This window comes from Streptococcus sp. HMSC074F05, from assembly GCF_001808725.1.
GTDB lineage: Bacteria > Bacillota > Bacilli > Lactobacillales > Streptococcaceae > Streptococcus > Streptococcus parasanguinis_I.
Window position 1 is genome coordinate 40,886 of the sequence record NZ_KV794404.1, and the last position, 26,844, is coordinate 67,729.

Here is a 26,844-nt window from a genome sequence, read left to right on the forward strand (position 1 = left end):
ATCCTATCGGACCTTTTCGGATCCTACAAAATACCTAGAAAGGCTTGATTTCACTTGTTTCCTCTAGGATTTATGATACAATATTCTTATGAAAATAAGAAAACAGATTCTCATCCCACTTTTATTGGTCGATGCTATCGCTCTCTACTTTTTTCTAACCACTATTGAGGCTTGGATTTTTTGGCTTGCTGCCCTGATCCTAGTCGGCTCACTTTGGTGGTTCAAAAAAGCCATTCAAGGACAAAAAACAGAGATGGAAGAAAAATAATTTCTTCCATCTCTGTTTTTCTTTTAATCACTCCAAGAAATTTCTTAAAAAAAGCAAACTAGCTCAGAAATAAAAACTCACCTACGGGTGAGTTTTGCGGTTTATTTACTATGTTTCCAATTGCTGTAAATCCCAAAAAGAATGATCCAGATGGTTGCTCCAATCGCTCCAATGTATGTTGATTCTTGCAAGAAGAGGCAAACGAATACGAATAGGAAGAAAACAATGGTCAATGGATTCAACACTTTATAGGCTGGCATGACAAAACCATCTGGCATAAATTCTTTCGATTTACGGTACTTAAGATGGGCAAGCATAGTCAAAATGTAAATAGCAATGTAGACACCAGAAGAAGATGCCGTAATCAAGGCAAAGGCATCTGAGACACCTGGCAACACATTGATAAAGGCTGAAACAGCAACCACAATCGCAGAAAAAATAATCGCCCGACTTGGAATTCCCATACGAGATAAGCTATTCAGTTTCAAACGATTCATCACTTTACTGTTTGGTGTTTCTTTTGCAATCTGGTACAAGTGACGCCCTGTTGAATAGAGAGTAGAATTCAAGGAAGATGCCGCAGCTGTCAGTACAACAAAATTAATCAATCCTGCTGCCCACTTGATTCCTACCATCTGAAAGACCGTTACAAACGGTGACTTATTGACAGGAAGCTGTTGCCAAGGGAAAATAGCCATAATCGCTAACAAAGCCCCTACATAAAAAATTACAATTCGGATTGGAATTTCTTTAATAGCTTTTGGCAATACTTGGCGAGGATTAGCTGTTTCAGAAGTGGTAATCCCAACAAACTCAATCGCTTGATAAGCAAAGAAGACCATTTGGAAGGCCATGACGAACTTGACCCAACCATTTGGAAACATTTGAAAACCACTAGTAATATTAGTTAAACTAGCGTGTCCAGCTGGTGTTTCAAAGTTCGTCGTCACCATAAAGATCCCTGTTGCGATCAGGGCTAAAATCGTGACAATCTTGATCATTCCAAACCAGAATTCAACCTCTCCAAAAACCTTCACAGCGATCAAGTTTACACAACTTAAAAGCGCTAAAAAGATAATTTGAATCTGCCAGGCTGGCCAATTTGGAAACCAAAGCTGGACATAGTTGGAAACAGCCGTGATCTCTGCCATTCCCAAAAATACCAAGGAGACCCAATAGGACCATCCTGAAAAATAACCCCAACCTTTTCCTAGATACTTGGTGATAAAGTTGATAAAGGTGTGTTGATCAGGGTCCATATAAAGCATCTCTCCGATCGCCCGCATCATCAAGTACATGAAGGCGCCAGTTAGCATATAGACTAAAATAATAGAGGGACCTGTCAAAGAAAGGGAACGACCGGCTCCAAGAAAGAGTCCTGTCCCGATGGTTCCTGCAATAGCGATCAGCTGAACATGCCGATTTTGCAGACCACGAACCATCCCATTTTCGTTTTCTTCACCAGGATGATGTTTTTTTGACATATGATTACTCCAATTCTTTTTCTGTACATTTTCAGAAAAGTATACTTCAAATTTTCACACAATCTACTATACCATGTTTTTAAAAATTGGTCAATCTGGTCCAGAATATTCTGAATTTTAAAGATACAAAAGAGTGCTGGAGTCTATTCCAGCACTCTTTTGATTATGAATTAGGATCATCGAGACTACGGCCATGCAAACCTTTTTCCCGTTGCACTTGCCGTAGTTTCTCAGGTGTTACATCGTTACCTTCTTCATCCACAATTTTGATACCTTCAATGTGGTGACGAACGGAGCGACGATAACCTTCAATGTATTCTTCACGAAGTTTTGCTTGTTCCACTGTTTCTTCTGGAGTCAAACCTTCTGTTTTTTTCTTTTTAGCCAGCTCATTGATTCGAGCGATTTTTTCAGGTGTCATAATAAGACCTACTTTCTACCTGTTATCAGTAATTATTTTGTGTTCAATTGGTTGAAGGCTGCAACATTATTAGCTTTCGCTACAAGACCTGCAAGAAGGGCCAAACGGTTGTTTTTAACAGCCTCATCTTCTGCCATCACCATGGTATTGTCAAAGAAAGCATCAATGACTGGGCTCAGAGCAAAGAGTTGAGCCAATTTGTCGCTAGCTGAACCGGTCAATTCAAGCTCTTCAAACGCTTTAGCAAGGGCTTTTTCTTGATCATTTTCAAAGAGACTAGCGTCGACTGCTACTGAAGCATCTGCTTTTTCTGCCAAGTTGAAAGCACGTGAGAGGGATTCAACAGCTGCCTTGTAACCATCGGTCTTCGCAGCTTCTGAAAGAGCTTCAGCTGCTTCCAGCATATCAGCCACGACAAAGTTTGAACCAGCAAGAACAGCGTCTTTGATATCTTTTGGTGTGCGTCCCATCATCTTGTCCACACGCGCCTTGATGAAGTTGAGCACTTCTGCTTGATTGTCATAGGAAAGGCTATCAAATGAAAGTCCGTAAAGGCTGTCAATCAACTCATCCATAGGGATGTGCCAACCAAAGGCATCCAAGATACGAACAATCCCTTGTGTTGCACGACGAAGTGCATAAGGGTCATTGGAACCTGATGGAATCAAGCCAACTGAGAAGAAGGAAAGAAGGGTATCCAATTTATCTGCAAGGGCAAGAATGGCACCAACCTTAGTCTTTGGAAGGGCTCCGTCTGCTGAATCAGGAAGGTAGTGCTCACGGATAGCTCTCGCAACCGCAGCATCTTCACCAGCGAGAAGGGCGTATTTTTCACCCATGATTCCTTGCAATTCATCAAACTCACCGACCATACCCGTCAAGAGGTCAAATTTGTAGATTTCAGCTGCACGAGCGACGGCTGCCGTTTCTTCTGCAGTCAAACCAGCTTGCTCAGCTAGTGACGCTGCAATAACACCCGCACGCGCCATGTGTTCTGAAAGAGAACCAATTTTTTCATGGAAGGTCACGTTCGCCAATTTAGCAACGAGGTCTTCAATCTTAAGTTTTTGGTCTTCACGCCAGAAAAATTCACCATCTTCAAGACGTGCCACCAAGACTTTTTCATTTCCTCGGATAACATTTTCCAAGTGCTCAGCGTTCCCATTACGGACGGAGATGAAGTTTGGTTTCAGCTTACCATCAAGGTCACGTACAACAAAGTAACGTTGGTGCGTTTCCATTGAGGTCACCAAAACTTCTTCTGGAACATCCAAATATTTAGTGTCAAAACTTCCCATAAAGGCAGTTGGATATTCGACCAAGTTCAAGACTTCGTTCAAAAGTCCTTCTTCGATTTGAACTTGAACACCTTGTTCTGCTTCGATAGCCTTAATTTGCTCACGAATCATGTTTTCACGTTCTTTGCTATCCGCAATCACGTAAACCGTGCGAAGGTCTTCTTCATACGAATCCGCATTGGTAATTTCTACTTCATGTCCAAGGAAACGGTGCCCACGACTCACACGACCCGACTTAATATCCAAGAAATCAAGGTCGAGTGCTTCGTCGCCCAAAAGAACGATCAAGGTGTGAACTGGGCGAATGTATTCAAAGGTGTTGTTAGCCCAGTGCATGCTGACAGGGAAGGTCAATGAAGCAAGCACTTCTGGAACGCTAGCCAAGACTTCTTTGGCAGGTTTTCCAGCTTCATGTTTCGTAACATAAACGTACTCTTCACCCTTGACTTCACGGAATTCGATATCATCAACCGTCAAGCCTTTCCCACGAACGAATCCTTGAGCCGCTTTTGAGAAGTTTCCATCTGCATCCAAGGCGATTTTCTTAGAAGGTCCTTTAAAATCTTCGGTCAAATCAGATTGTTGATCTGCTAAACCAATCACACGGATAGCCAAACGGCGTGGTGTTGAGAAGGTTTGAATGCTTTCGTATGAAAGTCGGTTGTCATCCAAGAAGGCTGCCATTTTCTCACCGAGTTGTTTTTCACTTGGTGTGACAACGTAGGCTGGCAACTCTTCAAGTCCAAGTTCTACTAATAAGTTTTTTGTCATGTTTTTTCCTTTACAAAATTCTTCTTTTTGATAGGCACCTTAGGTACCGGGGACGTCGCTAACTAACTTTGTGAGGCTGTAGGGAAATCTTCTGTCTCTTTGACATCGATTTCCAACAGTCTCATCAAAGTGGATTTAGCCAACTGATTTTTGAACCTAACGTTTCAAAAATCCCCATCAAGCAGTACGGCGGTGCCTATCCCTTTAGCAAGTCTCCGACTTGCCTCTGGGTAGCCGTACGGGCTCACTTTGTTTGCCCATTTTCCATTCTTGTAACTCTCTTTATTCTTCCTCTTCTGCTAGGAGTTTGGCGCGTGTGGCTTCGTCAAGAAGTGGGTAACCGAGTTTCTTACGTTCTGCAACGAAGGTCTTGGCTACGACACGGGCCAAGTTACGGATGCGGGCAATGTAACCGGCACGTTCTGTAACGGATACTGCTCCACGTGCATCAAGCAAGTTGAAGGTGTGTGAACATTTCAAAACGTAGTCATAGGCAGGGTGAACAAGGCCTAATTCCAAAGCACGCCCTGCTTCTTTTTCAAATTTTTCGAAGTTTTCAAGAAGCATATCTTGGTCAGAAACTTCAAAGCTATATTTTGAGTGTTCATATTCTGGTTGAAGGAAGATTTCTCCGTATTTAACGCCTGGAGCCCACTCAATATCATAAACTGAGTCTACTTCTTGGATGTAAGAAGCCAAACGTTCCAATCCGTAAGTGACCTCAGAAGTTACTGGGCCAGTTGCCAAACCACCAACTTGTTGGAAGTAGGTGAACTGAGTGATTTCCATACCGTCCAACCAAACTTCCCAACCAAGACCAGCTGAACCAGTTGATGGATTTTCCCAGTTATCTTCAACGAAACGGATATCGTGCTCCAAAGGATTGATCCCCAATTTTTCCAATGACTCAAGGTAGAGCTCTTGGATGTTTGATGGTGATGGTTTCATCACCACTTGGAATTGGTGGTGTTGGTAAAGACGGTTTGGGTTTTCCCCGTAACGACCGTCCGCTGGACGACGAGATGGCTCTACATAAGCCGCATTCCATGGCTCAGGACCAATGGCACGAAGGAAAGTGTAAGGACTCATGGTTCCCGCACCTTTTTCATTATCATAAGCCTGCATGAGCATACAACCCTGGTCATTCCAGTATTGTTGCAAAGTAAGGATGATTTCCTGGAAAGTCAATTTTTTAGACATTATTTACTCCTTTTTCTATAATTTCTTGCGACACGAGTCTGTCTCGTTGATCATACGAGGCAAGACGAGTTAGTACTGCGTCTAGCTCAGGCACCTTAATGCTGAGCGTTGGGCAGTCCGACTGTAAGGAGGTATCTGCCACTAACGCAGTGAAAGGTTAGTTTTTTTGACATTGAATACTCCTTATTCATAAAGTTTCTTGTGACTTAGGATACAAAAAGAACCGTATCTCTGCTCCTAAGTCTATGACCTAGGGGCGTTAGAAACGCGGTTCCACCCTAATTTATTACTTCATTTTATTTTACTTTACTCAGCTTTTTACTGAGAGAAAGCGCCACTTGCTTACCTTGCTCTACTTGGCTCTCACTATCCCAAGCTCGCTAGAAAAACGCCGTAAGCCCTTCTTTCTTGACTAGTATTATAGCAGATTTTTAGTGACTTGTAAATTAAAATCCGCATGAAACAATCGTTTCATACGGATTTTAGGCTAACAAACAATGTTGTTTTTCTTATGGACGTCTTGCAGCTTTTGGTTTTTTACCATGAAGTTTTTTCTTGGCATTCTTCAAGGCTGTCAAAGCATCTTTCACATCTTGTTGGCTTGCTCCTGGATTTGAAAGGATGGTTTGTGCATCCTTGAAGGCTACTAGGTAAGCTTCTTTTTCTTCATTTCCAGCATAGATGAATTTCGCATTCTTTTCTTGGAACTTCAATTCTTCCTTGATGTATTTTTCAAGACTTGAAAAATCAGTTGCTTTCCCGTTTAATTTTCCTTCTGCACGGCTAAGCTCAGCAAGTGCTTGATTGATTTGTTCTTGTTTCACAGTTGGATCAACTGCAAGCAAGGCTACTGTTTGGAAAGCACGATCGTAGTCGCGACGTACTTTTTCTTTGGCATTGGCATAACGACCAGTTTTTGTCGTAGCATCGTAAGCCTGCATCGCTTCTTTCAAGGCCGCAACGTTTGAATCTTTCCCATCCAAAGCTTGGCTGGCAGCTTCAAGACTAGCTAGAGCTTGGTTGACTTGCTCTTGACTAACCTTGTTGGTCAAGGCTGCTTGGGCCGCTTGCAAGGCTTGATCATAGGCTTCCTTCTTATCCGCACTGGCATTGAAGTATTGCGCTGTCTTTGTAACATCTGCTTGGTTGTTCAAAGCAGCTAAGAGATCCACTTTTGAGATCACTCCAATACGGTAATTGTTGTTGCGCCCTGCGACAACTGAAATCACTGGTGCTTCCTCAGCTAGTTCATAGCCTGTAGGAAGAGTTGCAACCAAGGTATATTGACCAGTTGCTACAGATTTACCAAAGCCATTTTTACCATATTTTTCAGCAGGCAAGACAAAGTTTTCACCATCTGCCCCTTTTAATACGATCGTAGCTGCTTTTGAAACCGGTTGATCAAAGCTGATGCTAACTGGTGCATATTCTAAAGTATTGGCAAGAAAAGCAATCGTTTGGAAACTATTATCCTCTGTCAAATCAAATTCTTGGGTCAAGCTGCTGACAAATTTCACTTCTGTACGATCATACGTAAAGATTTCTGCAGTATAATGACCAAAGTTCAAGAAGTTAATATCTTTTGTTTTATCAACCGTTACATATTGACCATTGCTGTCCTTGATACGATACACATACATGGTATCTATATCTTTGTTTGTCTTAGCATCACGCACTGCAATTTGAATACGACCACTATTTTGATCCCGAACTAAATCAGCTAGTGAAACATAGTCTACGTTCCCCGCAAAGTCTTCTACATAGTAGTAGATATTCTTCTTATCGATGTTTTCAGGAAGATCGAAGCTACCATCTGCATTGGCCTTGATCACATGATAATTTTCAAGCGCACGAGTACCATTCTTATCATCACTAGTTTGGACCATTGTTCCCTTATCATCAAATGGTGTGACGTAAACGAGTTTTTCAGATAAGATTCCGCCGTCTCCAACATCTTTGGCTTTACGAGCTACAAACTGTTGTGCCCCATCTTTAAAGCGAATATATCCAGATGTGATCACTGGTTTTTGAGTATCAACTTGAACCTTAAAGGTCGTTGATTGCTCTTCAGCACCAGGAACCATTGGTGTGTAACGAATGACATAATCATATAGACCATCTGCTACTGCATTCCCATTCGCATCAATACCATTCCAAGTAGTATTAGCTAATGTGTAGCTGCGTGGGTTCTTTTGGTCACCGTTGAAGAAGTTCTTACGATGGTCAGATGGAGTTCCTTCCCACAATGGATTTTTATGTTCCGTATCACTTGCTGCATAAACAGTTGCACGAAGGTTTTCAATATTTCGAAGAGCGACTGTCTTGTATTCAACGAGGTCTTTATTTCCATCTTCATTTGGCGAAATGGCAATGCGAACATTCCCATTCTCATCTAATTGAAGAGAATGTGTACCTTCCGCATTTTCTTCAATACCAAGAACTGTAATCCGACGACCATCTCGTTTTCCTTGTGTGAGGAGAAGGTCATTTTGCAGGGTAACAAGCGCAGAAACATTGGCACTAGAGGAGATATTCAAATCTTTTGGAACATGATAGTAGAAGCCATCTTTTCCTTCGCGAACCAAATCATAGATTGGTTTTTCAACAGCTGGAAGGTTTTGGAATTCTCCCTTGAATCCCATAAACGGCAAGCTAACTACATCCCCATCATCTGCTGGATCGACAAAACGAACAAATCCTTCAAGGAAATAGCCATTTGGCATTTCTTTGCTTAATTCTTCTGTGAATTTACTTGTGTCGACTTTCACTGTAACTGTTTCAGAACTATGTGCTTTCACGGTTACTTCAGGCCAAGCAGTTTCTGTTAATTTACGTGGACGTAGGGTAAATTTACCATCCTTCACTTCATCTGTGTCAGTATTCACCAACATTTTCAAGGTACGATCGGTATCTGAAATATTGTGGACTGTGACATCAAAGGTAAAGCTATCTCCAACATTACCAAGAGTAACGCTTGGATAGTTGTTTTCACCAGTCACATACAAGTCTGTTGAAACGGCTGCGGCTGTGTCTACAACCCCTGCTCCTTGTTGGCGTGGAGACGTATAGACACCGGTTTCTTTGTTAACATGTGGTTTAGCCGTAGACATAATCAAGGCTTTCACAGTTGCAGAAACTTGTTCAGGAGTCAATTCTGGATGGTTCTTCACAAGGTATTCTTTGACCAAGGCGGCGACACCTGCCACGTGAGGTGAAGCCATACTAGTACCACTCATATCCCCGTAGGTATTGTCATTTAAAGAAGAGAAGATATTCCCACCAGGTGCTGTGACATCTGGTTTCAACTGACCATCGGTTGTCACTCCCCAGCTTGAGAAATCAGACAATTGGTCTGCTTCTGGAGATGGACGGTTGGCCATAGTATTGTTAAAGACAATTTTGTAGGAACCTGCCTTAAGAGCTTCCCCATAACGTTTTGAAATAAAGACAGATGGGATCTTTTTCGCATCTCCTTCAATTGCCATTCCAAGGTTCGATCCTTCCACATTATTGTAGACCAAAGCTCCTGCTGCACCATGATGGAAGGCATTCGCAATCTTTTCTGAGAATGGAATTTCCCCGCGTTGGATTAAGGCTAATTTACCGGTAAGATCCAGATCTTTGAAATCATCTTCTTTTCCAAGACCAACTGACACATATTCGTACTCTTTGCCTTTTTCAAAATCAGCGTCTGCAGCAGATTTACTGTAATCAAACTTACCGTTATCCGCTTCCGCATTGCCTTCAAGGCCTTTGACTTCAAACACTTCTGTCGTAATAACATTATTATTGATAGAAGCAACAGAGATGGAGTCCTCTACTGTTGAAGGATTTCCGACCAAACCATAATCTGGATTTTCAGCAGAAGGTCTTGAGTAACCATTTCCAAAGCTATTGCTATTTCCTGCAGAAATTAAGACAGATACGCCTTTAGCGCGCGCCCGTTTAATGGCATCCACAATATCTGAATCCGCATTGACCGTAGAACCAGTCGTAGAACCAAGACTCATGTTGATAGTATCTGCACCAAGAGCTACAGCATCATCAATTGCTTTTACATAAAGAGCAGATCCCGTTGTTTTTTGGCGATCTGAGAAGACACGCATAAACATAACTTGCGCTTCTGGTGCTACACCATAGATCTTTTCTCCGTTTCCTGCTGCTTTATCAGGATTCCCTGTTGCAATCCCTGTAACGTGCATCCCATGGGAATCTCTTTCAGCCTCTTTGATATTGTCGGTCCCATCAAAGTAGTCATAAGCGTAGACAACCTTGTCGTTGTACCATTTACCATAATCGATTCCTGCCGCTTTCTTAGCAGCTTCGATTTCTTCTTGGTTTTTAAACTTAGCTTTTGAAGGATCGGTAATCCGAAGAACCTCATGGTTCACATCCAAGCCAGAGTCGATGACGGCGACAACCATCCCTTCCCCTTTATAGCCTTGCTTCCAGGTTTGGGGAACAGTAATAATTTCGTCACTTTCGATGCTTTGAGGTTTTTCAGCTGCCTCATGACGATTCGTTGTTTCCGAACTTGTCGCAGTAGCCACTGCTGTTGCTTTTTCTACAGGTTTTTCCGCTACTTCCGGTTTTGTTTCAGAAACAGCAGCTACCTCTTTCGGAGCTTCTGCTTTTTCAACAAGAGCTGCTTCTGTTGTATTCGTTGTCTTATCAGCAACTGTTGCTTCTTTTGCAACTTCTACTTTCTCACTAGCAACTGCTTTACTTGCTTCTGTTGCTTGTGAATGCTCTTCTTCAGCAGGTGCCTGTTGAGTAGTGGCTACAAGCTGTGTTCCAGCACTCGTTTGGCTGGCCGCTTGTTCTTCAGCACTCGCTTGTGCAGATCCAAATACCAAAACAGCCCCTAATAAAACTGAGGCTACACCAAATTTGTATTTTCTTAATGAAAAACGTTCTTGTCTATTCATAGAAACTCCCCTTTTATTTTAATAGTAACTATTATAACGCAAAATTATCTGAAAATTCATTCAAAAAACAAAATGTAACACAAATGTAACATTTACGAATATTACTAACTATTAATTTATTTTCGTTCGGAAAAATGTAAATTAGTATGGGAAAGTATTATAGAACATCTGTTTTTATTGGATTTTTAAAATTATTTAATCATTGAAAGGATCTTAAAAACCGAGAACGAAACTGTCCTCGGTTTTCATTAATAAATAGAAATTCTCTCTTAAAAATCTTTGGTGTCCGGATCTGGTGCACCTGCTTCAACCGGAAGATGGCGAAGGAGTTCCATATCATCTGCCGTCAATTCAAAATCAAAGCAATTTAAATTACTCGCAATCCGCTCAGGCGTAACCGATTTGGGCAATGGAAGGAAACCTTCTTGTAAACTCCAAGCCAGGGCTAGTTGGGCGACGGTCTTTCCATATTTAGTAGCCATTTCTTTTACTTGTTCATTTTGGAACAATTCTCCTTGGCCAAAAGGTCCCCAAGCCTCTAGTAAAATGCCATGCTTGCGACTCGCTGCGATGGCTTCGCTTTGGTAAACCCCAGGTGCTAGACGAATTTGGTTCACAGACGGGATGACCCGAGCTGTTTCAAGGAGCGCTTCCAAATGATGAGGAAGAAAATTGCTAATGCCAATAGCCCGAACCTTACCAACAGCTAGCATATCTTCCATGGCTCGCCAAACCTCAGCATTTCGTTTTTTCCAAGCATCATTTTCTCGAAGGGGCTTTGGATTTGGCCAATGAATCAAATATAGATCGACATAATCTAAGCCCAGTTTTTCAAGAGACACTTCCAAAGCAGCTTGGGCCTCTTCATAAGTATGATTCGTATTCCAAAGTTTGGTAGTAATAAACAAGTCTTCGCGCTTAAGACCACTATCCTTGATCGCACGACCCACACTCTCTTCATTTTGATAAATCGCAGCTGTATCGATATGGCGATAACCTGCTTTTAAAGCAGCTAACACAGCTTGATAGGCTTCTTCTCCATCCGCTGCTTTCCAAGTTCCAAATCCCAATACAGGAATCTCCACCCCATTATTTAAACGATAATGATTCATTTTTTCTTTCCTTTCTTCGATTTCGGTTTCTTAGGCCCTCGAAGCTTGAGCTCTGGCTTAAAAATATTTTTCTTGGTTGGCTCCATCTTCTTGCTATAAAAACTATAGAGTAAAAATGCCCCACCAACAATCACAATAAAGATATTTTTTCTTACAATCCCATAGAGCAAGAAAAAAATTCCCATCAATAAAAAACGTATATCAATTGCCTTCATAAGCTACCTCACATTTCAATTCCCATTATAGCATGAAAAGACAGCATTCACAAAATTGCACTACCATCGGTAAACAAAAAGCCACTCAAGACTGTTTAACCCCTTGAATACGTCACAAAAACCTCTCTAGGTATGACCTAGAGAGGGAGTATTCTATCTGCGATTCTTGAATCTAATTGGTAGCTTGGTAACGTTTGACCCCATCGAGATAGGTCGCAACCAGATCCAAATTTTGATCAAGCACGATGAAGTCCGCATCATATCCTTCACGGATTTGACCACAAACATCATCAATATGGACTGATTTTGCCGGATTGAGGCTGGCCATCATCACTGCTTCGTGAGGGTTAGCAATTCCCCACTCTACAACATTTTTTAATCCATCTTTCAATTTCAAGATTGAGCCAGCTAGATTACCAGTTGATTTCAAGCGAGCAGTTCCTTCAGCGACCACAACCGGGAATTCCCCAAGCATGTAGTCCCCGTCTTCTAAGCCCCCAGCTGTCATACAGTCAGTAATCAAGGCAACATTTTCTTTTCCTTTTTGTTTCATCAGGATATCACACGCTAGCGGATCCACGTGATGGCCATCACAGATCAACTCTGCTGTAGTATGAGGCAACTCATACATAGCACCAACCATACCGAGTTCACGGTGTGTCAAACCACGCATACCATTGTAGGCATGCACCCAGACACTCGCACCTGCATCAACCGCTTTTTTAGCTTCTTCAAAAGTAGCATTGGAGTGTCCCAAAGCGACAGTCACCCCTTCTCCTGTAATGGTCCGAACAAAGTCTTCTACCCCTTCACGCTCGGGAGCAAGGGCAATCTTATTCAACAGACCATTGGCAGCTTTTTGCCAAGCCCGGAATTCTTCCATACTTGGATCCTTCATATAAGATGGGTTTTGAGCTCCCTTGTATTTTTCTGTAAAATAAGGTCCTTCAAAATAAATCCCGCGAATCTTGGCTCCTGTTGCTTCTTTGTATCGTGCACCGATATTTTCCGTTACTGCCAAAAGTTGTTCGTAAGAGGAAGTCAAGGTCGTAGGCAAAAAACTCGTAACCCCTGTACTCAAGAGACCTTCACTCATGGTATGGAGAGTGCCTTCGATATTGTTATCCATCACATCTACCCCACCAAATCCGTGAATATGGGTATCTACGAGGCCAGGCGCAATGCTGTAACCAGAATAATCCAGCACATCCGCACCTTCTGGCAAGCTTTCCACATGTTTTCCAAACTTGCCATCAACGAGTTCCAAATAGCCTCCGCGGCGAACCCCATGTGGGTAATAAAATTGATCTGCTTTAATATATGTAGACATAAAATCGTCCTTTCCATTGTAGGAACTGTGTTCCATTTATATTCATACATATTATAACGCTTTCACTTCCATTTGTAAATGGTCTAGACCTATTTTTGAATAGAATCCAACAAAAAACAGAGTAAGCTTCCTACTTACTCTGTTTGACGTTCCTTAAATTTGCTCGATTTGTACTTTTTCAGCTAGATTCATGGCATGGTCTGCAACACGTGTATAGTGAGAAATGATATCAATAAAGTTCACTCCGGCTTGTGGCGTACATTCACCTTGGTTCAAACGACGAATATGAGTTTTCCGAAGTCTTTTCTCCAATTTTTCAATTGCCTCGTGACGTGCTACCAATTGGTTTGCAAGACTCACATCATTGTGCTCGATAGCTTTCAAAGCATCCTCTACAAATTGATGGGTTTGGTTGTAAATATCTTCCAATTCAGCCAAGGCCGCTTCTGAAAAGACCACTTTCTTACGAATTAAATAATCGGTCAGATTGATCAAGGCTTCCGCGTGATCTCCAATCCGCTCCAAATCCCGTGAAGAATCCAAGATATTGGTGAGAACTTCACTTTCTCTCGGACTCAAGGCTTCACTTGACAAACGAATCAGGTAGCGAGTCAAATCATCATCGATGGTATTGATGGCTTCTTCTGTCTTATGACCTTTTTCAGCTGTTTTCTCATTTTGATGAACAATATAATCATAAGAGAGGCTAAAGGCTTTATCTGCATATCCACCTAAATGAAGCAACTCTTTTTTCGCATTTCCAAGAGCAATCGAAGGCGCTTGGGTGATCAAGTTTTCATCCAAGTAGAGCGGTTCATATTTGACAACCTCATCCTCACCAGGAATCAGCTTGGTCACAAAGTATGCCAAAGCTCCAATGAATGGGAACTGGATGATGGTATTGGTTATATTAAAGGTTCCGTGAGCAAAGGCTATGGTCATTTCTGGGGATAAATGAAGAGTCGTTTCAAACCATTGAATCAAAGAGGTAAACGGAACAAGGAAGACAAGACAGATAATGGTTCCGATAACATTAAAGGCTACATGGGCACCTGCCACACGTTTGGCCGCAATATTAGCTCCCAAGGAAGCAATGATAGCTGTAATGGTCGTTCCGATATTATCACCAAAGAGAACTGGGAGGGCTCCTTTCAGGTCAATCAAATGACTAGCATAGAGATTTTGCAAGATACCAATGGTTGCAGAAGAGGCCTGAATCAAAAGTGTTAAGCCTGATCCAACAAAGACACCCAAGATAGGACTTTTACTTAACTGCACCATATAGTCACGAAAGACTTGCAAATCTTTAAGAGGTTCCATAGCCCCACTCATCAAGTTGAGGGCAAAGAAGATACCACCGACACCAAAAACGATTCGTCCAACATTATTAACCAAACGATTTTTGGTAAAGAAGAGACAAACCGCTCCGATAAAGAGCATGGGAAGAGCGTAGTCTCCTAATTTAAAACCAATGATAAAGGAGGTAATAGTCGTTCCAATATTGGCCCCCATAACAATACCAATAGCTTGACGGAGGGTTAGAAGTCCTGCACTCACCAGACCGACCGTAATCACTGTAACCCCTGAACTCGACTGAATCAAGGCAGTCATCCCAATCCCTACTAGAACCCCTAGAAAGGGATTACTCGTATATTTATCAATATAGTATCGAAGTCGATCTCCTGCAGCCTGTTGCAAGCCTTCTCCCATGGTTTTAATACTATAGAGAAAGAGCCCCAGGCCTCCCAAAAAGTTAAATACAATTTCCTGCCAGTTAATCGACATGTTCATTCCTCCAAATTTGAGATCAGAAATAAAACTCCTCTCCTATTGTAAAGGATAATTTCCAATCACACAAGAGATTTCTGTAAATTTCTATTATTTTTTGAAACCGTTTTTCCTTCTGTTTTATTTTCCTCGTTTTAAGAGCCAAAAAAAGAGGGTGGAAAATTTCCAACCTCTCTAGTCTTTGTTCAAATTGCGTAACATCTCATCGATCTTGTTACCGTATTCGATAGACTCGTCTTTGACAAAAGTAAGATCCGGAATCTTGTACAGTTTCAAATTCCGACCTAATTCACGCTTGATGGTTCCTGTTGCTTTTTCAAGGCCTGTCTGAGCCTTTTGATTGTCTGAAGCCAAATCACTCATAATTGAATAATACACTTTGGCCATAGACAAATCACCTAGCATTTGAACATCCGTAATAGTAACGCCTTGAACACGCGGGTCACGGACTTTCTTTTGTAAAATCTCATTGACTTCACGCTTGATTTCCATCCCTACTCGATCTGTCCGAAAATGACTTGCCATAGGAACTCCTTTCTGCTTTGTGTTTAAAAACTAGGAAATCAGAGAAAATTCCTCTTTTTTCCTAGTCAGCCTCTTATTTTTTAATTTCTTCCATGATGTAGGCTTCAATGGTATCGTCTGTCTTGATATCATTGTAGCCTTCAATCATCAATCCACCTTCACGACCATTTGTCACTTCTTTGACATCATCTTTGAAGTGTTTCAAGCTTGCAAGAGCACCGTCATATATCACGACACCGTCACGAATGACACGAACCTTGGAATCACGAGTGACCTTACCACTGAGGACCATAAATCCACCGATGGTACCCACTTTAGAGACCTTAAAGGTTTCACGAATAACTGCTTCCCCGATGACTTTCTCTTCGAACTCAGGATCCAACATACCCTTCATGGCATCTTCCATTTCTTCAATCACTTTGTAGATAATTGAGTGAAGACGGATTTCTACCTCATCAGCTTCAGCTTGTTGACGTGCTTGTGGCGTAGGGCGGACGTTAAATCCGATGATGAAGGCATTTGAAGCTTCTGCAAGGGTCACGTCTGATTCGTTGATGGCACCAACTGCTGAGTGAACGATGGTCACTTTCACACCTTCTACTTCAATCTTTTGAAGGGAAGCAGCAAGGGCTTCAACCGAACCTTGTACATCGGCTTTAATGATGACATTAACAGATTTCACTTCCCCAGCCTTCAAGGTATCAAAGAGATTTTCAAGGCTGACGCGGTTGGTTGCTTGACGTTGTTTCATCAGAGCACGTTTGGCACGTTCTTCACCCGCCGCACGCGCAGATTTTTCATCTTCGTAAACCGCGAAGTGGTCACCCGCCATTGGCGCTTCGTTCAAACCAGTGATAGAAACCGGAGTAGATGGTCCTGCAACCTTCACACGACGTCCAAGGTCATTGGTCATGGCACGGACACGTCCAAAGGTATTTCCGACAACGATTGGGTCTTGGACATTCAAGGTACCTTGTTGAACAAGGAGGGTTGCCACTGCACCTTTTCCTTTATCCAAACGCGCTTCGATAACGGTACCGATGGCACGAACAGTTGGATCTGCCTTGAGTTCTTGGATTTCAGCCACAAGAAGGACCGTTTCCAAGAGTTCATCGATATTTTGGTTGAACTTAGCTGAGATTTCTACAAACTCAGAATCGCCACCCCAGGCAGTTGACATAACCCCATGTTCCGCCAATTCACCGATGACACGTTCTGGGTTGGCACCTGGTTTATCAATCTTGTTAATAGCCACAATGATTGGGACATTCGCCGCTTTTGAGTGGTTAATAGCTTCGATAGTCTGAGGCATCACCCCGTCATCTGCCGCTACGACCAAGATGGTAATATCCGTAACAGATGCACCACGCGCCCGCATAGAAGTAAAGGCCGCGTGTCCAGGTGTATCCAAGAAGGTAATCTTCTTACCATTTTCCACGATTTGGTAGGCACCGATGTGCTGGGTGATTCCTCCCGCTTCACCTGTTGCTACACGTGAATTACGAAGAGTATCCAAAAGGGTAGTTTTACCGTGGTCAACGTGTCCCATGATGGTGACAACTGGTGGACGCTCTACCAACTCATCTGGATTCAAATAACCATCTTCAACGAAGAAGCGTTCGATATCGGCATTGTCCACTTCAACCTTTTTCTTGGCTTCAATTCCATAATCCACCATCAAGAGTTCAATCGTATCTCCATCCAGCGATTGATTTTGAGTCGCCATGACTCCCATCATAAAGAGTTTCTTGACGATTTCAGCCGGTTCACGCTTGATGCGTTTTGCGATTTCGGCAACCGTCATTCCATCCGTATACTCAAATTCACTTGGTAATTCATGGAATTTACGCTCTGTTACTGGTTTTGGAGCATCATTACGGTTGTTCTTTCCTTTTTTATTTTTCTTATTGTTATTCCAGTTACTATTTCTCTGATTTCTCACTTGATTTTGACTATTTCGATTCCTTTGTTGTTTTCTTGGACCATCTTCTTCACGATCAAAATCATCGCGTTTCTTATCTGGTCGCGCTTGTTTCTTCCGACGTGTATCGACTTGAGCTGGAGCAGCAGCAACAGCTGGTTTTGTATGGTTCTCAACAGCTGGCTCCTGTACAGGTGCTTTCACTTCTGGTGCTTCTACCCGTTTCCGGCGCTGTTGACGTTCTTGTTCTGCTTTTGCAGCTTGTTGTTTGTAGCGATCTTCACTTCCACGTGCGTATTCAGCATTTTGTTCAGCTTTCAGTGCTGCTGCACGCGCTTTGAAATCAACTTTTGGTGCCACTTGGGGTTGTGCACTACGTCTTTGATCTGGTCGGTTATTACGACGCTCAGAACCTTGATTTCGCTGTTCATTTCGCTCTTGTGGTCGTTGATTTCGGTTGTCACCATGACGCTGATTATCTTTGCGATCACGTTTTGGACGATTGTCTTGTTGTTTCCTACGTTCAGCCTGTTCTTTTGCACGCGCTTCTCGTTCCGCTTTAAAGTTACGACTCTTTGGTTTAGCAGCTGGCGTTACTGATTTTGTCTCAGTTGCTCCTTCTTTTTTGACAGGCGCTGCTTCTTTTTTCTCTGCGACAGCCGTTGTCTTGGCAGCCACTTCTGCTACTTTCTTTTCGACTGTTTCTTTTTTCGCTGCAAAGCTCTTGATCAGCTTTTCAGCAACATCAGTATCGACACTAGATGCATGACTCTTGACGTCAAAACCTAATTCTTTCGCACGAGTGACGACTTCCTTACTTTCCTTGCCCAATTCTTTGGCAATTTCGTATAATCTTTTCTTAGACAATTGCTGTCCTCCTCTTCTATTCCATAAGAGACCTCATTTTCTTTGAAAATCCAGCATCTACAACAGCGACGACCTTACGAGAACGTCCAATTGCAGTGCTTAATTCTAGTGTTGAAAACACGGTAGATACTTGAACCTCATAATAGTGACCCTTATCTGTCACCTTTTTTGTCAGGTTACTAGCTGCATCATTTGCCAGAAAAACTAATTTTGCTTTTTCTTCCTGGATTGCTTTGATCACGAGTTCTTCTCCAGAAATGAGTTTTCCTGCTCTTTGCGCCAAACCCAACAAATTACTTATCTTTTGCTTATTCAAGGCCTAACTCTCTTCTCTTCACCTTATGATCTACATAAGCGATCAATTCATCATAGAAAGCTTCTTCCACTTCCATATTAAAGCTACGATTAAAAACTTTCTTTTTCTTAGCAAGTGCCGCTTCTTCATTGTCTAGCTTGATGTAAGCACCTCGACCATTGGCTTTGCCAGTTGGATCGATAAAGACTTGTCCTTCTTTATTTTTGACAATGCGGAGCAAATCGCGCTTATCAATAATTTCATTTGAAACGACAGATTTTCTTAAAGGGATTTTTCTTGTTTTTACCATTTTCCCTCCCTCTCTTAATCGACTTGCTCTTCGTCACTTTCTACTTGGTCTTCAAAAGTTTCCTGAGCTGCTTCCATTTCTTCGAACTCACTAGCAGATTTGATATCGATGCGGTAACCAGTCAAATGAGCTGCTAAACGAACGTTTTGACCACGACGACCAATGGCAAGAGATAATTTGTTGTCTGGGACCACAACGAGAGCATGTTTGCTATCTTCATCATCAAAAATAACTTGGTCCACTTCTGCAGGAGCGATCGCATTGTAGATAAATTCAGCTGGATCTGGAACCCACTCGATGACATCGATATTTTCTTCTGTCGGAACCATACGGTCTAATTTTTGATCGTATCGAGCTGGGTGGAACTTGCTGGTAATCTTTTTAATATTCGATCCACCACGACCAACGATAGTCCCAATCGCATCTACGTTTGGATTATGGCTACGAACCGCAACTTTTGTACGATCTCCAGCTTCACGCGCTACACTCATAATCTCAACAGTTCCATCATAGACTTCAGGAATTTCTTGTTCCATCAAACGTTTGATCATTTCAGGATGGCTTCGACTAACAAAGACATTGACACCACGTGGATTATCTTCTACCTTGTAGACAAAGACTTCAATCCGATCATGAGATTGGAACACTTCTCCTGGAATTTGGTCTTGCTTAGACAATTGAGCTTCGATCGAACCAAGATTGACATAGATAAATCGATTGTCAAAGCGCTCCACCGTTCCACTCATGATTTCATTTTCATGTTCTTTATAAGTGTTATAGGTGATGGTGCGCGTTTGTTTACGCATTTTTTCCATGATCGTTTGTTTAGCAGATTGAGCTGCTACACGACCAAATTCAGCTGGTGCTTCTTCAAACTTGATCTTATCCCCCAACTCATAAGCAGAACTAATGGCCAAGGCATCCTTCAAGCTGATTTCTAAACGGCTATCAAAGACTTCATCCACCACTTCACGAACCGTATAAACACGGAAATCTCCAGTTTTTTCATTGAATTCAATCGCTGCACTTTCTGATTGTCCATAACGACGGCGATAAGCTGAACGCAATGATTCTGTGACGGCTTCGATGATATCTTCTTTTTTGATCCCTTTGTCTTCTTCCAAAATGCGGAAGGCTTCTAGCATTTCTTTACTCATGTTTTTCTTGCCTCTACTATAAAGGCATCCTTTCTTTCATTCTGTTACAATTTTACAGCCAACCTTGCTTTGGACACAAGGTTATAAGGAATATCCACTGTTTTCTTTCGTGTTTTATCCATATACTCAATGGTCAAAACATCCTCTTCAAAACCTATTAGGTTCCCCTCAAAGACCTTTTGCTTTTCAACAGCCTTGTACAAGCTAATATTGACGTACTTACCAACAGCTCCCTCGAGTGCTTCCTTGGTTTTCAAAGGTCTCTCCAAGCCAGGACTGGTGACTTCTAAAAAGTACTGTTCTGGAAATGGGTCTGGTTTGATTTGATCCAATAGCGGACTGATGATTTCTGTCAAATCCGCTGTATCATTCAGTGTGATTCCTTCTGGTTTGTCTACGAAAATGCTTAAGACGTAGTCACCACCCATTTTGCCATATTCAACATCGACCAATTCAAATGGTTCCTTTATAGCTGGCTGAATCACTTCTGTTACTAAGTCAACAATCGTTGCGATGGTTGCCACCTCCTCATAGATAAGAGGCGAAGATATTTCCCCGCCTCTCCTTTTCTATTCATTTAGTGTATTATAGCACGATTCCCCAACGATTGCAAGGAATATGCTAAAACTGTGCTTCTACACGGTAAATGACCTGACCTTTACTTGAGAACTTCTTCTCATATTCGGTCATGACATTCCCCTCGAAATCACTAGCATGAAGGTCCAACCAGACTCCCTTCAAAGTCATTCCATATTGCGAAAAGCTCACCAAACTGTATTCAAACAAACCTCGGTTGTCTGTTTTAAAGTGAATCTCCCCATGTTCTGGAAGAATTTGTTTAAAGGTGTCTAGGAAGGTCTTGTAAGTCAAGCGACGTTTTTCATGACGTTTCTTTGGCCATGGATCTGAAAAATTCAGATAGAGTTGATCAATTTCACCATCTTCAAAATAGTTGGTCAAGCTATCCCCATCTACCCAAAGCAATTTAATGTTAGGAACATCAGCTTCTAAGACCTTATCTAAAGCATAGCTCAAGACCGATTTTTGAATATCAATTCCGATGTAGTTGATCTCTGGATTGGCCTTAGCCATCCCAGTAATAAAGGCTCCTTTTCCACTTCCCACTTCAATATGGATGGGGTGGTCATTTCCGAAAATCCCATGCCATTTTCCCTTAGCATCTTCTGGATTTAGGACCACATATTGTGGATTGGCTTCTAGTAATTCTGTCGCTCCTTTACGATTTCTAACTCTCATATTTCCTTTCCATATTTCAACCGGAAATTGCGCAGAGCATAGATCTCGCGATTGACATTTTCTAAATCATTATTTTCATAGTATTTAGCAATTTGCCACAAGAAGGAGTATTGACCAAACCAATAGAGTTTATCAAACACCTTTTGGTTGTACTTGTAACCATAATAACCTAACCAATCGCGCCAATTGGAATCTGGAATATAGTGACTCAAGATATGCGCCACATCCAACATCCTGTCAGTTAAACGAACGGAATCCCAATCGACTAGATAAATCAAGCCGCTCTCTGTCTCAATCCAGTTACTATGACGGACATCCCCATGGACGATCGTCGCATAATCCTCCCGAAAGGCTGGCACTGTCTTCCGTAAATTCTTTACGACTGATTGGATATAGTGGTTCTGACGTAGGGCAATTGGCAACCGATTGCTCCAAGAATTGAGCAATTCTAATGGAGATTCCACAGGATAGCCAAGTTTTTTCAATTGGGTCATCAAAGGTCTAGAACGGTGCAATCTCGTTAAAATATTGACGACTTGTTTTTTCGACATCCCATTTGGCGTGAGAATTTCCCCATTCAACCATTCTTGGGCACTCATCACATTTCCATCTGGCAATCGTCGACTCCATAATAATTGAGGAGCAATCTGTTCTTTTGCTAGACCCGCAAGGATTGGGGTCGTATTCATTTTTACAAAAACGCGCCCACCATCTGGGTAGGTCCCCATGTAGGCCTTCCCACTCTTCCCAGGAATTGGGGTGAGGCTTAGCTCTTTTTCATTCGAGTCCATCTTTTCCTCCGTAAAAAGTTTCCAATCTATTTTACTAATTTTAACGACTTTCGTCAACCAAGCGCGCCATCTTAAATGGAAGATAGAGTAGGATTAAAGCAACTGTGTAAGCCAGTAAGCCTAACAACAGGACTTTATCTGAAATAAAGACCAGACCAATCCCCCCTTCTATCACCGTTATCATCCCCATGACCAGCTGAATCGTTTTGTTCAACCCTGCCTTTTTACTGCCCTTTTTCATCGGGAAAAGGAGGGTCAAGGGTTGGTAATCAAAAGCACTGTAAAGCCCCAGTAATTGAAAAATAACCAAGTAATTGAGCAAGGCTACAAGGGCAATCACTACGAGAGGCTGGGGAATAAAGATGATAGCGAGAATGGAAAGAGCCAAGAGTCGGAGAGTCATAGAGAAAAGATCTCCATTCCGTAGGAAGGAGCGCATATATAAGTGAAGCCACGTATTGCCATGTGTTTTGGGAAGAAGCCCTAAGAAACCATCCAAGTAAGCTCTTCTTTTAACACTGTTAGTGATCCCTTTCACCGTTGTAAACAAGGCAAAAAAGCGAAGAATCAATTGTTTCCTTGCATTCTCACGAGCAATGGCCAAGTTCCAATTCAAATTTCCATCCTGGTAGAAGCGCGCTTCCTTCCAGCTAAAAACAGCCCATTTAGCCACTCCTAAGACAAGGATATAAGCTACAATAGCAAGGTTATCCAGCCCCGTTGCCAGAAGAAGAGGCACAAATAATAGAAGGACAAAACTTTGAATCAAAAACCAAAACACAAAAGACTTCTTGGCCTGCCCTTTGATATAACGTTTCACTTCCTCTTCCTTTACTAAAAGGAATAAAGCATCGGGTTTCTCTAAGTAGGTCGCAATGGAGCCAATCGGAACCAAGAGGAGCAAACCAATCATGAGACTCCAGCGGATCAGGCTTGTATCTTTGGGTAGATCTTGTAAGAATTGGCTGTATTGAACCGCCAAAAATCCTATGAAAATCAACATAAAGAGGACGAAATGATCATTGAGAACATAGCGGCTATATTTTACACATTGAGTTCGAAACGTTTGTTGCCGTTTTTTCATCAACTCTTTCATGCTGTTTCCTCTTCTGTCAAGGTCATGTAGATATCATTTAGACTTGCTTTCTCATCCCCAAAAGTTGAACGCAGCTCGTCCAAGGTCCCTTTTGCTCGGATCTGACCCTTATGGAGGATCACAAAACCATCACACATCTTTTCAGCCGAATCCAGAACGTGGGTACTCATCAAAATCGATTTTCCTTTTGCTTTCTCATCGGCCAATAACTGAATCAAATCTGCAATCGCAACAGGATCCAATCCCAAAAAGGGTTCATCGACAATATAAAGACTTGGATCCACTGCATAGGCGCAAATAATCATGACCTTTTGCTTCATCCCTTTTGAAAACTGGGTCGGGAACCAATCTAATTTTTCAGCCAAACGGAATCGTTCCAATAAAGGCTGGACGCGCACCATGACCTGATCCATGTCTAAATCATAGGCCATAGCTACAGTTTCGATATGCTCTCTCAAGGTTAATTCTTCATATAGACTAGGAGTTTCTGGAATATAGCCGATTTTTTTACGATAGTCTGTTGGAGCTTCTGGAAGACTCAAGCCGTCAATCCGTACTTCCCCAGCATAAGGATGCAGGAGACCAATAATTTCATTAATAGTGGTTGACTTCCCAGCTCCATTTAGTCCAATCAAACCAATCAGTTGGCCATCCGGAACTGAAAAACTCACCTCTTTCAGGACAGGGATGTTGACATAGCCCCCTGTCAACTTGTTGATTTCTAACATATTTTCTCCGATTTCTGGTATAATGTTCTTATATTATAACAAAATTTAGTCTAAATGAGGTGTATTTATGGTTGACGATTGTATTTTTTGTAAGATTATAGCTGGCGACATTCCTTCCTCCAAAGTCTATGAGGACGAGGAAGTCCTCGCATTTTTGGACATCTCTCAGGTTACACCAGGTCATACGTTAGTGGTTCCAAAAAAACACGCTCGCAACCTTTTAGAGATGGACGAAACCGCCACAGCTCAACTATTTGCACGTGTTTCTAAAGTTGCTAAAAAAGTAGAAGCTGCTACCCAAGCTAAGGGAATGAATATCATCAGCAACATGGAAGAAGTTTCTGGACAAACCGTTTTTCACACACATGTCCACATTATCCCTCGCTATTCCGATCAAGATGAGCTTGCCATTTCTTTTACTGAACACGAGCCTAATTTTGAACAACTAGCAGTTCTCGCAGAAACCATCAAAAACAGTTAAAAAGGAGGCCATATGAAACTCAAAAATCTCTTTTGGTTTGCAACAGGAGCTAGCATTAGCTACCACCTGGTTAAAAACCGCAAAGAAATCAAAACAGAGGTGACTGAATCCAGCCAATTGGTTAAGGGAATTCAAGATAACCTAGCAAAAATCCAACGCAATCTGGATATTATCCAAGCCCAACAGACCAATCTTCAAGAATTGGTAACGGATTTCCAATACAAGACCAAACTATTTAGTCAACAAGCAACAGCCTCTCTAAAAGAAATTCAAGACATCTGGCAACCAAGTAAAAACGATTGAGAAAACTCAATCGTTTTTTTCTTATTCTGAAGGTACCGTAGGTGTCACACTGCTCGACTCTGTAGCTGCAGGAGCAACTGGTGTCACTGGTGCAACAGAACTTTGAGGCGTCACCACTCCCGTATCCTGGGTCGATGGTACAACTGGTAGTTGGTTAAACTCTTGGTAAACAGGTGCTTCCTCAGATGATGCCGCTGGCGTATCATTTTGAGAAGAAGTATTCTTCAACTCTTCATCTCCATCTAATAGGTAAGCATTGGTTTTCAATGTTTTAATTTCTTTCATCCCCAAAGCTTTGCGGATGATATTTTGAATTTTCAAGAGATGTTTTGAAGTGACAATCTGATAACTTCCGCCATCTGCTAAGGTGGCATCTTCTCCTTTCAACTGGTACTGATGAATCGTTGAAAGGGCATCTTTATATCCTAACAATTGAAGAAGACTGTTGCTATCAAGTGAAATGTTGGTTTGCATATTGTCACTAACAGACTCAATGATTCCTTTGTAGTGACTCAAACTATTGAGGCTTAAAACTTTCTCAACAATCTTTTTGATCACTTCACGTTGGCGTTTTTGACGTCCGTAGTCTCCTTCTGGGTCTTGGTAGCGCATGCGTGAATAAACGAGAGCTTGGTCCCCATTAATCTCCTGACGTCCTGGTGCGATCTTAGCCGTATATTCTGGCTCATTTTCCTCGATCGAGATATCGAAGTCAAATGGATTGTTGACCGTGATGCCACCAACCTTATCCACTAATTGAACCAATCCCTTCATATTGATCATGACATAGCGGTCAATATGGATATTCAAAAGATCTTGAATGGTCTTAATGGCTAACTTGGCACCACCTTGAGCATAAGCCGAATTCAATTTTGCTTGGACCGTTTCGCCATCTGAAGTAATATTGGTTAGGATATCTCTTTCCAAGCTCGTCATGGTTGTTTCTTTTGTTTGAGGATTGACAGTCACCAAAATCATGGTATCACTATTTCCGGCCCAAGGATCTTCCCGAGAACCGCTACCTGTATCAACCCCCATCAAAAGGATGGTCATCGGCTTGTTTTCTGCAATAACATTGGTCTCATTCCCAAAGCCTTTATAGGTCTTACTGAGAGTCCCAGTCGTTTGGTTTAGGATGGTAAGGCCATAGGCCCCAATCCCAATCACTGTTACCGTCAATAAGCTCAAAAACATCAAAATAATTTTTTTAACCATATAGAATCTCTCTCTAATCTATCAGTTTCCCCATAAGGTAAACATCTAAGAATTCTCCTTCAGCTGAACAAGCTCCACGAGCTTGGCAACCTTCGATCTCAAAACCTAACTTTTTATACAGGTGAACTGCTCGTTTATTGCGCACTTGGACATTCAAGACTAGTTTGCGAAGAACACCGGTCGAGTGCGCCCACTCGATCCCTTCTTCCAACAAGATCTGTCCAAGTCCTTGATTCCAATAAGCTTTTTGAACCACAATAAAGACATCACCAATATGCCGAATGGACCGTTGAGAAGCTGCAGTGATATTTAACAAAGCTGCCAGTTCCTGATCTAGAAATAGCAAGAGGCAAATCCGGTTTTCCGCCATCTCTTGCACCATCAGAAATTGCTCCATGTCTGCTGGAGACATGCCAATCCCAGCTTCATCTAGCGTCATGTAATCTGACTCTTTCCCAACTTGATTTAAGAAATCAACGACAAGAGCCGCATCTGCACTGTCAGCTTGCCGAATTTCTACTGTTACTTCCTTTTCCTTAGTCATCCGTTTTTTCCACCTGCTCAAAGGATGCTAGCAAAGCTTTTGCACGCGCTCCATGAGCTTCAAAAGCTAACTCTCGCCCATCTTCTAATTTTCGGATAAAAATTTTAAGATAAGCATCCGAGAGACTCGGCTCAATCAGCTCTCCCCATTCAATAATGGTAGCACCATTTCCAAATAGAAAATCATCTAAATCAATAGAATCTGGATCATTCCCAATCCGGTAAACATCCAAATGGTATAAAGGCAAGCGACCTTCGTATTCACGAACAATGGTATAGGTCGGGCTTTTAATCATCTGATCAATCCCTAACCCCTTTGCAATTCCTTTGGTAAAGGTCGTTTTTCCTGCCCCTAGATCACCTGATAAGATAATCACGTCTTGCTTTTCTAAGAGTTTTCCTAGCTGTTTTCCTAGAGCGATCAGCTCCGTTTCATTGTGACTAATCATTTCTCTATTATACCAAACTTTTTAAAAATCTGCTCTTTCTTTTAGAAATTGTTCGACTCCGGTTTGTTTTTGAGAAAAAAATCAGGAAATA

The 26,844-nt window shown here is 42.0% G+C and carries 24 protein-coding genes and 2 pseudogenes; 3 read left to right on the forward strand and 23 right to left on the reverse strand.

Translation table 11 applies throughout. The annotated features are described in order from the left end of the window. Window positions 1–88: 88 nt before the first annotated feature. Window positions 89–268, forward strand: a complete 180-nt coding sequence (locus HMPREF2685_RS01635) for a hypothetical protein (protein ID WP_042759811.1) — start codon at window positions 89–91, stop codon at window positions 266–268. Between the two features lie 101 nt (window positions 269–369). On the opposite strand, the gene HMPREF2685_RS01640 is transcribed toward HMPREF2685_RS01635, so the two are convergent. The 20 genes and pseudogenes from HMPREF2685_RS01640 to HMPREF2685_RS01730 all read right to left on the reverse strand — a co-directional run bounded on the left by HMPREF2685_RS01640 (window position 370) and on the right by HMPREF2685_RS01730 (window position 23,762). Continuing rightward, window positions 370–1,752 carry an amino acid permease gene (locus tag HMPREF2685_RS01640; protein ID WP_049485559.1) on the reverse strand — a complete coding sequence of 461 codons (1,383 nt, stop codon included), beginning with the start codon at window positions 1,750–1,752 and terminating at the stop codon, window positions 370–372. 163 nt (window positions 1,753–1,915) lie between these two features. Then, window positions 1,916–2,173 (reverse strand): DUF896 family protein, encoded by a 258-nt coding sequence (locus tag HMPREF2685_RS01645; RefSeq protein ID WP_003010384.1) that lies wholly within the window; start codon window positions 2,171–2,173, stop codon window positions 1,916–1,918. A gap of 32 nt (window positions 2,174–2,205) precedes the next feature. Then, a complete protein-coding gene (gene glyS / locus HMPREF2685_RS01650) occupies window positions 2,206–4,242 on the reverse strand; it encodes a glycine--tRNA ligase subunit beta (RefSeq protein ID WP_070464898.1) in 2,037 nt (678 codons plus the stop codon). Between the two features lie 282 nt (window positions 4,243–4,524). Beyond that, a complete protein-coding gene (glyQ, locus tag HMPREF2685_RS01655) occupies window positions 4,525–5,442 on the reverse strand; it encodes a glycine--tRNA ligase subunit alpha (RefSeq protein WP_002886077.1) in 918 nt (305 codons plus the stop codon). 509 nt (window positions 5,443–5,951) lie between these two features. Continuing rightward, window positions 5,952–10,370 (reverse strand): S8 family serine peptidase, encoded by a 4,419-nt coding sequence (locus HMPREF2685_RS01660; RefSeq protein WP_070464901.1) that lies wholly within the window; start codon window positions 10,368–10,370, stop codon window positions 5,952–5,954. Window positions 10,371–10,639: 269 nt separating this feature from the next. Next, window positions 10,640–11,482: an aldo/keto reductase gene (locus HMPREF2685_RS01665; RefSeq protein WP_070464903.1), complete on the reverse strand. Its 843-nt coding sequence runs from the start codon at window positions 11,480–11,482 to the stop codon at window positions 10,640–10,642. Continuing rightward, window positions 11,479–11,697, reverse strand: a complete 219-nt coding sequence (locus HMPREF2685_RS01670) for a hypothetical protein (RefSeq protein WP_003018530.1) — start codon at window positions 11,695–11,697, stop codon at window positions 11,479–11,481. The genes HMPREF2685_RS01665 and HMPREF2685_RS01670 overlap by 4 nt, the downstream gene beginning before the upstream one ends. A 172-nt stretch (window positions 11,698–11,869) precedes the next feature. After that, entirely contained in the window at window positions 11,870–13,027 is a 1,158-nt protein-coding gene (gene nagA, locus HMPREF2685_RS01675) for an N-acetylglucosamine-6-phosphate deacetylase (RefSeq protein WP_037608475.1), read from the reverse strand. Between the two features lie 153 nt (window positions 13,028–13,180). After that, window positions 13,181–14,812, reverse strand: a complete 1,632-nt coding sequence (locus HMPREF2685_RS01680) for a Na/Pi cotransporter family protein (protein WP_049498095.1) — start codon at window positions 14,810–14,812, stop codon at window positions 13,181–13,183. 177 nt (window positions 14,813–14,989) lie between these two features. Next, window positions 14,990–15,340 carry a 30S ribosome-binding factor RbfA gene (gene rbfA / locus HMPREF2685_RS01685; RefSeq protein WP_003003976.1) on the reverse strand — a complete coding sequence of 117 codons (351 nt, stop codon included), beginning with the start codon at window positions 15,338–15,340 and terminating at the stop codon, window positions 14,990–14,992. Window positions 15,341–15,413: 73 nt separating this feature from the next. Continuing rightward, window positions 15,414–17,909: pseudogene (gene infB, locus HMPREF2685_RS01690) on the reverse strand (translation initiation factor IF-2); the annotation flags it as partial. A 95-nt stretch (window positions 17,910–18,004) separates the two neighbouring features. After that, window positions 18,005–18,128: pseudogene (locus HMPREF2685_RS10945) on the reverse strand (translation initiation factor IF-2 N-terminal domain-containing protein); the annotation flags it as partial. A gap of 16 nt (window positions 18,129–18,144) precedes the next feature. Then, the gene (locus tag HMPREF2685_RS01695) at window positions 18,145–18,444 is read right to left on the reverse strand and encodes a YlxQ-related RNA-binding protein (RefSeq protein WP_045760253.1); all 300 of its coding nucleotides are present in this window, start codon (window positions 18,442–18,444) and stop codon (window positions 18,145–18,147) included. After that, window positions 18,437–18,733, reverse strand: a complete 297-nt coding sequence (rnpM, locus tag HMPREF2685_RS01700) for an RNase P modulator RnpM (protein WP_003010401.1) — start codon at window positions 18,731–18,733, stop codon at window positions 18,437–18,439. Before rnpM ends, HMPREF2685_RS01695 begins: the two co-directional genes overlap by 8 nt. 14 nt (window positions 18,734–18,747) lie before the next feature. After that, window positions 18,748–19,890 carry a transcription termination factor NusA gene (gene nusA / locus HMPREF2685_RS01705; RefSeq protein ID WP_031575236.1) on the reverse strand — a complete coding sequence of 381 codons (1,143 nt, stop codon included), beginning with the start codon at window positions 19,888–19,890 and terminating at the stop codon, window positions 18,748–18,750. 44 nt (window positions 19,891–19,934) lie between these two features. Beyond that, window positions 19,935–20,414 (reverse strand): ribosome maturation factor RimP, encoded by a 480-nt coding sequence (rimP, locus tag HMPREF2685_RS01710; RefSeq protein WP_070449014.1) that lies wholly within the window; start codon window positions 20,412–20,414, stop codon window positions 19,935–19,937. A gap of 97 nt (window positions 20,415–20,511) precedes the next feature. Next, a complete protein-coding gene (gene trmB, locus HMPREF2685_RS01715; RefSeq protein WP_023920251.1) occupies window positions 20,512–21,147 on the reverse strand; it encodes a tRNA (guanosine(46)-N7)-methyltransferase TrmB in 636 nt (211 codons plus the stop codon). Then, a complete protein-coding gene (gene ccrZ / locus HMPREF2685_RS01720) occupies window positions 21,144–21,938 on the reverse strand; it encodes a cell cycle regulator CcrZ (protein ID WP_023920250.1) in 795 nt (264 codons plus the stop codon). The genes trmB and ccrZ overlap by 4 nt, the downstream gene beginning before the upstream one ends. 40 nt (window positions 21,939–21,978) lie before the next feature. Then, window positions 21,979–23,034 carry an ABC transporter permease gene (locus tag HMPREF2685_RS01725; RefSeq protein ID WP_031575219.1) on the reverse strand — a complete coding sequence of 352 codons (1,056 nt, stop codon included), beginning with the start codon at window positions 23,032–23,034 and terminating at the stop codon, window positions 21,979–21,981. Further along, window positions 23,031–23,762 carry an ABC transporter ATP-binding protein gene (locus HMPREF2685_RS01730; protein WP_021154515.1) on the reverse strand — a complete coding sequence of 244 codons (732 nt, stop codon included), beginning with the start codon at window positions 23,760–23,762 and terminating at the stop codon, window positions 23,031–23,033. Before HMPREF2685_RS01730 ends, HMPREF2685_RS01725 begins: the two co-directional genes overlap by 4 nt. Before the next feature lie 67 nt (window positions 23,763–23,829). Here HMPREF2685_RS01730 and HMPREF2685_RS01735 point away from each other — a divergent pair, with 67 nt between their 5' ends. Both HMPREF2685_RS01735 and HMPREF2685_RS01740 read left to right on the forward strand, forming a co-directional pair. After that, complete coding sequence (locus HMPREF2685_RS01735) at window positions 23,830–24,243, forward strand: HIT family protein (protein ID WP_003012582.1); 414 nt, start codon at window positions 23,830–23,832, stop codon at window positions 24,241–24,243. Window positions 24,244–24,255: 12 nt separating this feature from the next. Further along, the gene (locus HMPREF2685_RS01740) at window positions 24,256–24,546 is read left to right on the forward strand and encodes a hypothetical protein (protein WP_049472476.1); all 291 of its coding nucleotides are present in this window, start codon (window positions 24,256–24,258) and stop codon (window positions 24,544–24,546) included. 21 nt (window positions 24,547–24,567) lie between these two features. Here HMPREF2685_RS01740 and brpA read toward each other — a convergent pair whose 3' ends face one another. The 3 genes from brpA to tsaE are packed head-to-tail and all read right to left on the reverse strand — an operon-like array spanning window position 24,568 to window position 26,753. Then, window positions 24,568–25,761 (reverse strand): glycopolymer--peptidoglycan transferase LytR, encoded by a 1,194-nt coding sequence (gene brpA, locus HMPREF2685_RS01745; RefSeq protein WP_049490982.1) that lies wholly within the window; start codon window positions 25,759–25,761, stop codon window positions 24,568–24,570. Between the two features lie 13 nt (window positions 25,762–25,774). Then, on the reverse strand, window positions 25,775–26,305 hold the full coding sequence (locus tag HMPREF2685_RS01750) for a GNAT family N-acetyltransferase (protein ID WP_045760249.1): 531 nt from the start codon (window positions 26,303–26,305) through the stop codon (window positions 25,775–25,777). After that, complete coding sequence (gene tsaE / locus HMPREF2685_RS01755; RefSeq protein WP_045760248.1) at window positions 26,298–26,753, reverse strand: tRNA (adenosine(37)-N6)-threonylcarbamoyltransferase complex ATPase subunit type 1 TsaE; 456 nt, start codon at window positions 26,751–26,753, stop codon at window positions 26,298–26,300. The genes HMPREF2685_RS01750 and tsaE overlap by 8 nt, the downstream gene beginning before the upstream one ends. Window positions 26,754–26,844 lie beyond the last annotated feature (91 nt).

Coding starts and splice junctions, on each gene's coding strand:
- HMPREF2685_RS01635 (WP_042759811.1), top strand. CDS start 89: ATGAAAATAAGAAAACAGATTCTCATCCCACTTTTATTGGTCGATGCT.
- HMPREF2685_RS01640 (WP_049485559.1), bottom strand. CDS start 1,752: ATGTCAAAAAAACATCATCCTGGTGAAGAAAACGAAAATGGGATGGTT.
- HMPREF2685_RS01645 (WP_003010384.1), bottom strand. CDS start 2,173: ATGACACCTGAAAAAATCGCTCGAATCAATGAGCTGGCTAAAAAGAAA.
- glyS (WP_070464898.1), bottom strand. CDS start 4,242: ATGACAAAAAACTTATTAGTAGAACTTGGACTTGAAGAGTTGCCAGCC.
- glyQ (WP_002886077.1), bottom strand. CDS start 5,442: ATGTCTAAAAAATTGACTTTCCAGGAAATCATCCTTACTTTGCAACAA.
- HMPREF2685_RS01660 (WP_070464901.1), bottom strand. CDS start 10,370: ATGAATAGACAAGAACGTTTTTCATTAAGAAAATACAAATTTGGTGTA.
- HMPREF2685_RS01665 (WP_070464903.1), bottom strand. CDS start 11,482: ATGAATCATTATCGTTTAAATAATGGGGTGGAGATTCCTGTATTGGGA.
- HMPREF2685_RS01670 (WP_003018530.1), bottom strand. CDS start 11,697: ATGAAGGCAATTGATATACGTTTTTTATTGATGGGAATTTTTTTCTTG.
- nagA (WP_037608475.1), bottom strand. CDS start 13,027: ATGTCTACATATATTAAAGCAGATCAATTTTATTACCCACATGGGGTT.
- HMPREF2685_RS01680 (WP_049498095.1), bottom strand. CDS start 14,812: ATGTCGATTAACTGGCAGGAAATTGTATTTAACTTTTTGGGAGGCCTG.
- rbfA (WP_003003976.1), bottom strand. CDS start 15,340: ATGGCAAGTCATTTTCGGACAGATCGAGTAGGGATGGAAATCAAGCGT.
- rnpM (WP_003010401.1), bottom strand. CDS start 18,733: ATGGTAAAAACAAGAAAAATCCCTTTAAGAAAATCTGTCGTTTCAAAT.
- nusA (WP_031575236.1), bottom strand. CDS start 19,890: ATGAGTAAAGAAATGCTAGAAGCCTTCCGCATTTTGGAAGAAGACAAA.
- trmB (WP_023920251.1), bottom strand. CDS start 21,147: ATGAGAGTTAGAAATCGTAAAGGAGCGACAGAATTACTAGAAGCCAAT.
- ccrZ (WP_023920250.1), bottom strand. CDS start 21,938: ATGGACTCGAATGAAAAAGAGCTAAGCCTCACCCCAATTCCTGGGAAG.
- HMPREF2685_RS01725 (WP_031575219.1), bottom strand. CDS start 23,034: ATGAAAGAGTTGATGAAAAAACGGCAACAAACGTTTCGAACTCAATGT.
- HMPREF2685_RS01730 (WP_021154515.1), bottom strand. CDS start 23,762: ATGTTAGAAATCAACAAGTTGACAGGGGGCTATGTCAACATCCCTGTC.
- HMPREF2685_RS01735 (WP_003012582.1), top strand. CDS start 23,830: ATGGTTGACGATTGTATTTTTTGTAAGATTATAGCTGGCGACATTCCT.
- HMPREF2685_RS01740 (WP_049472476.1), top strand. CDS start 24,256: ATGAAACTCAAAAATCTCTTTTGGTTTGCAACAGGAGCTAGCATTAGC.
- brpA (WP_049490982.1), bottom strand. CDS start 25,761: ATGGTTAAAAAAATTATTTTGATGTTTTTGAGCTTATTGACGGTAACA.
- HMPREF2685_RS01750 (WP_045760249.1), bottom strand. CDS start 26,305: ATGACTAAGGAAAAGGAAGTAACAGTAGAAATTCGGCAAGCTGACAGT.
- tsaE (WP_045760248.1), bottom strand. CDS start 26,753: ATGATTAGTCACAATGAAACGGAGCTGATCGCTCTAGGAAAACAGCTA.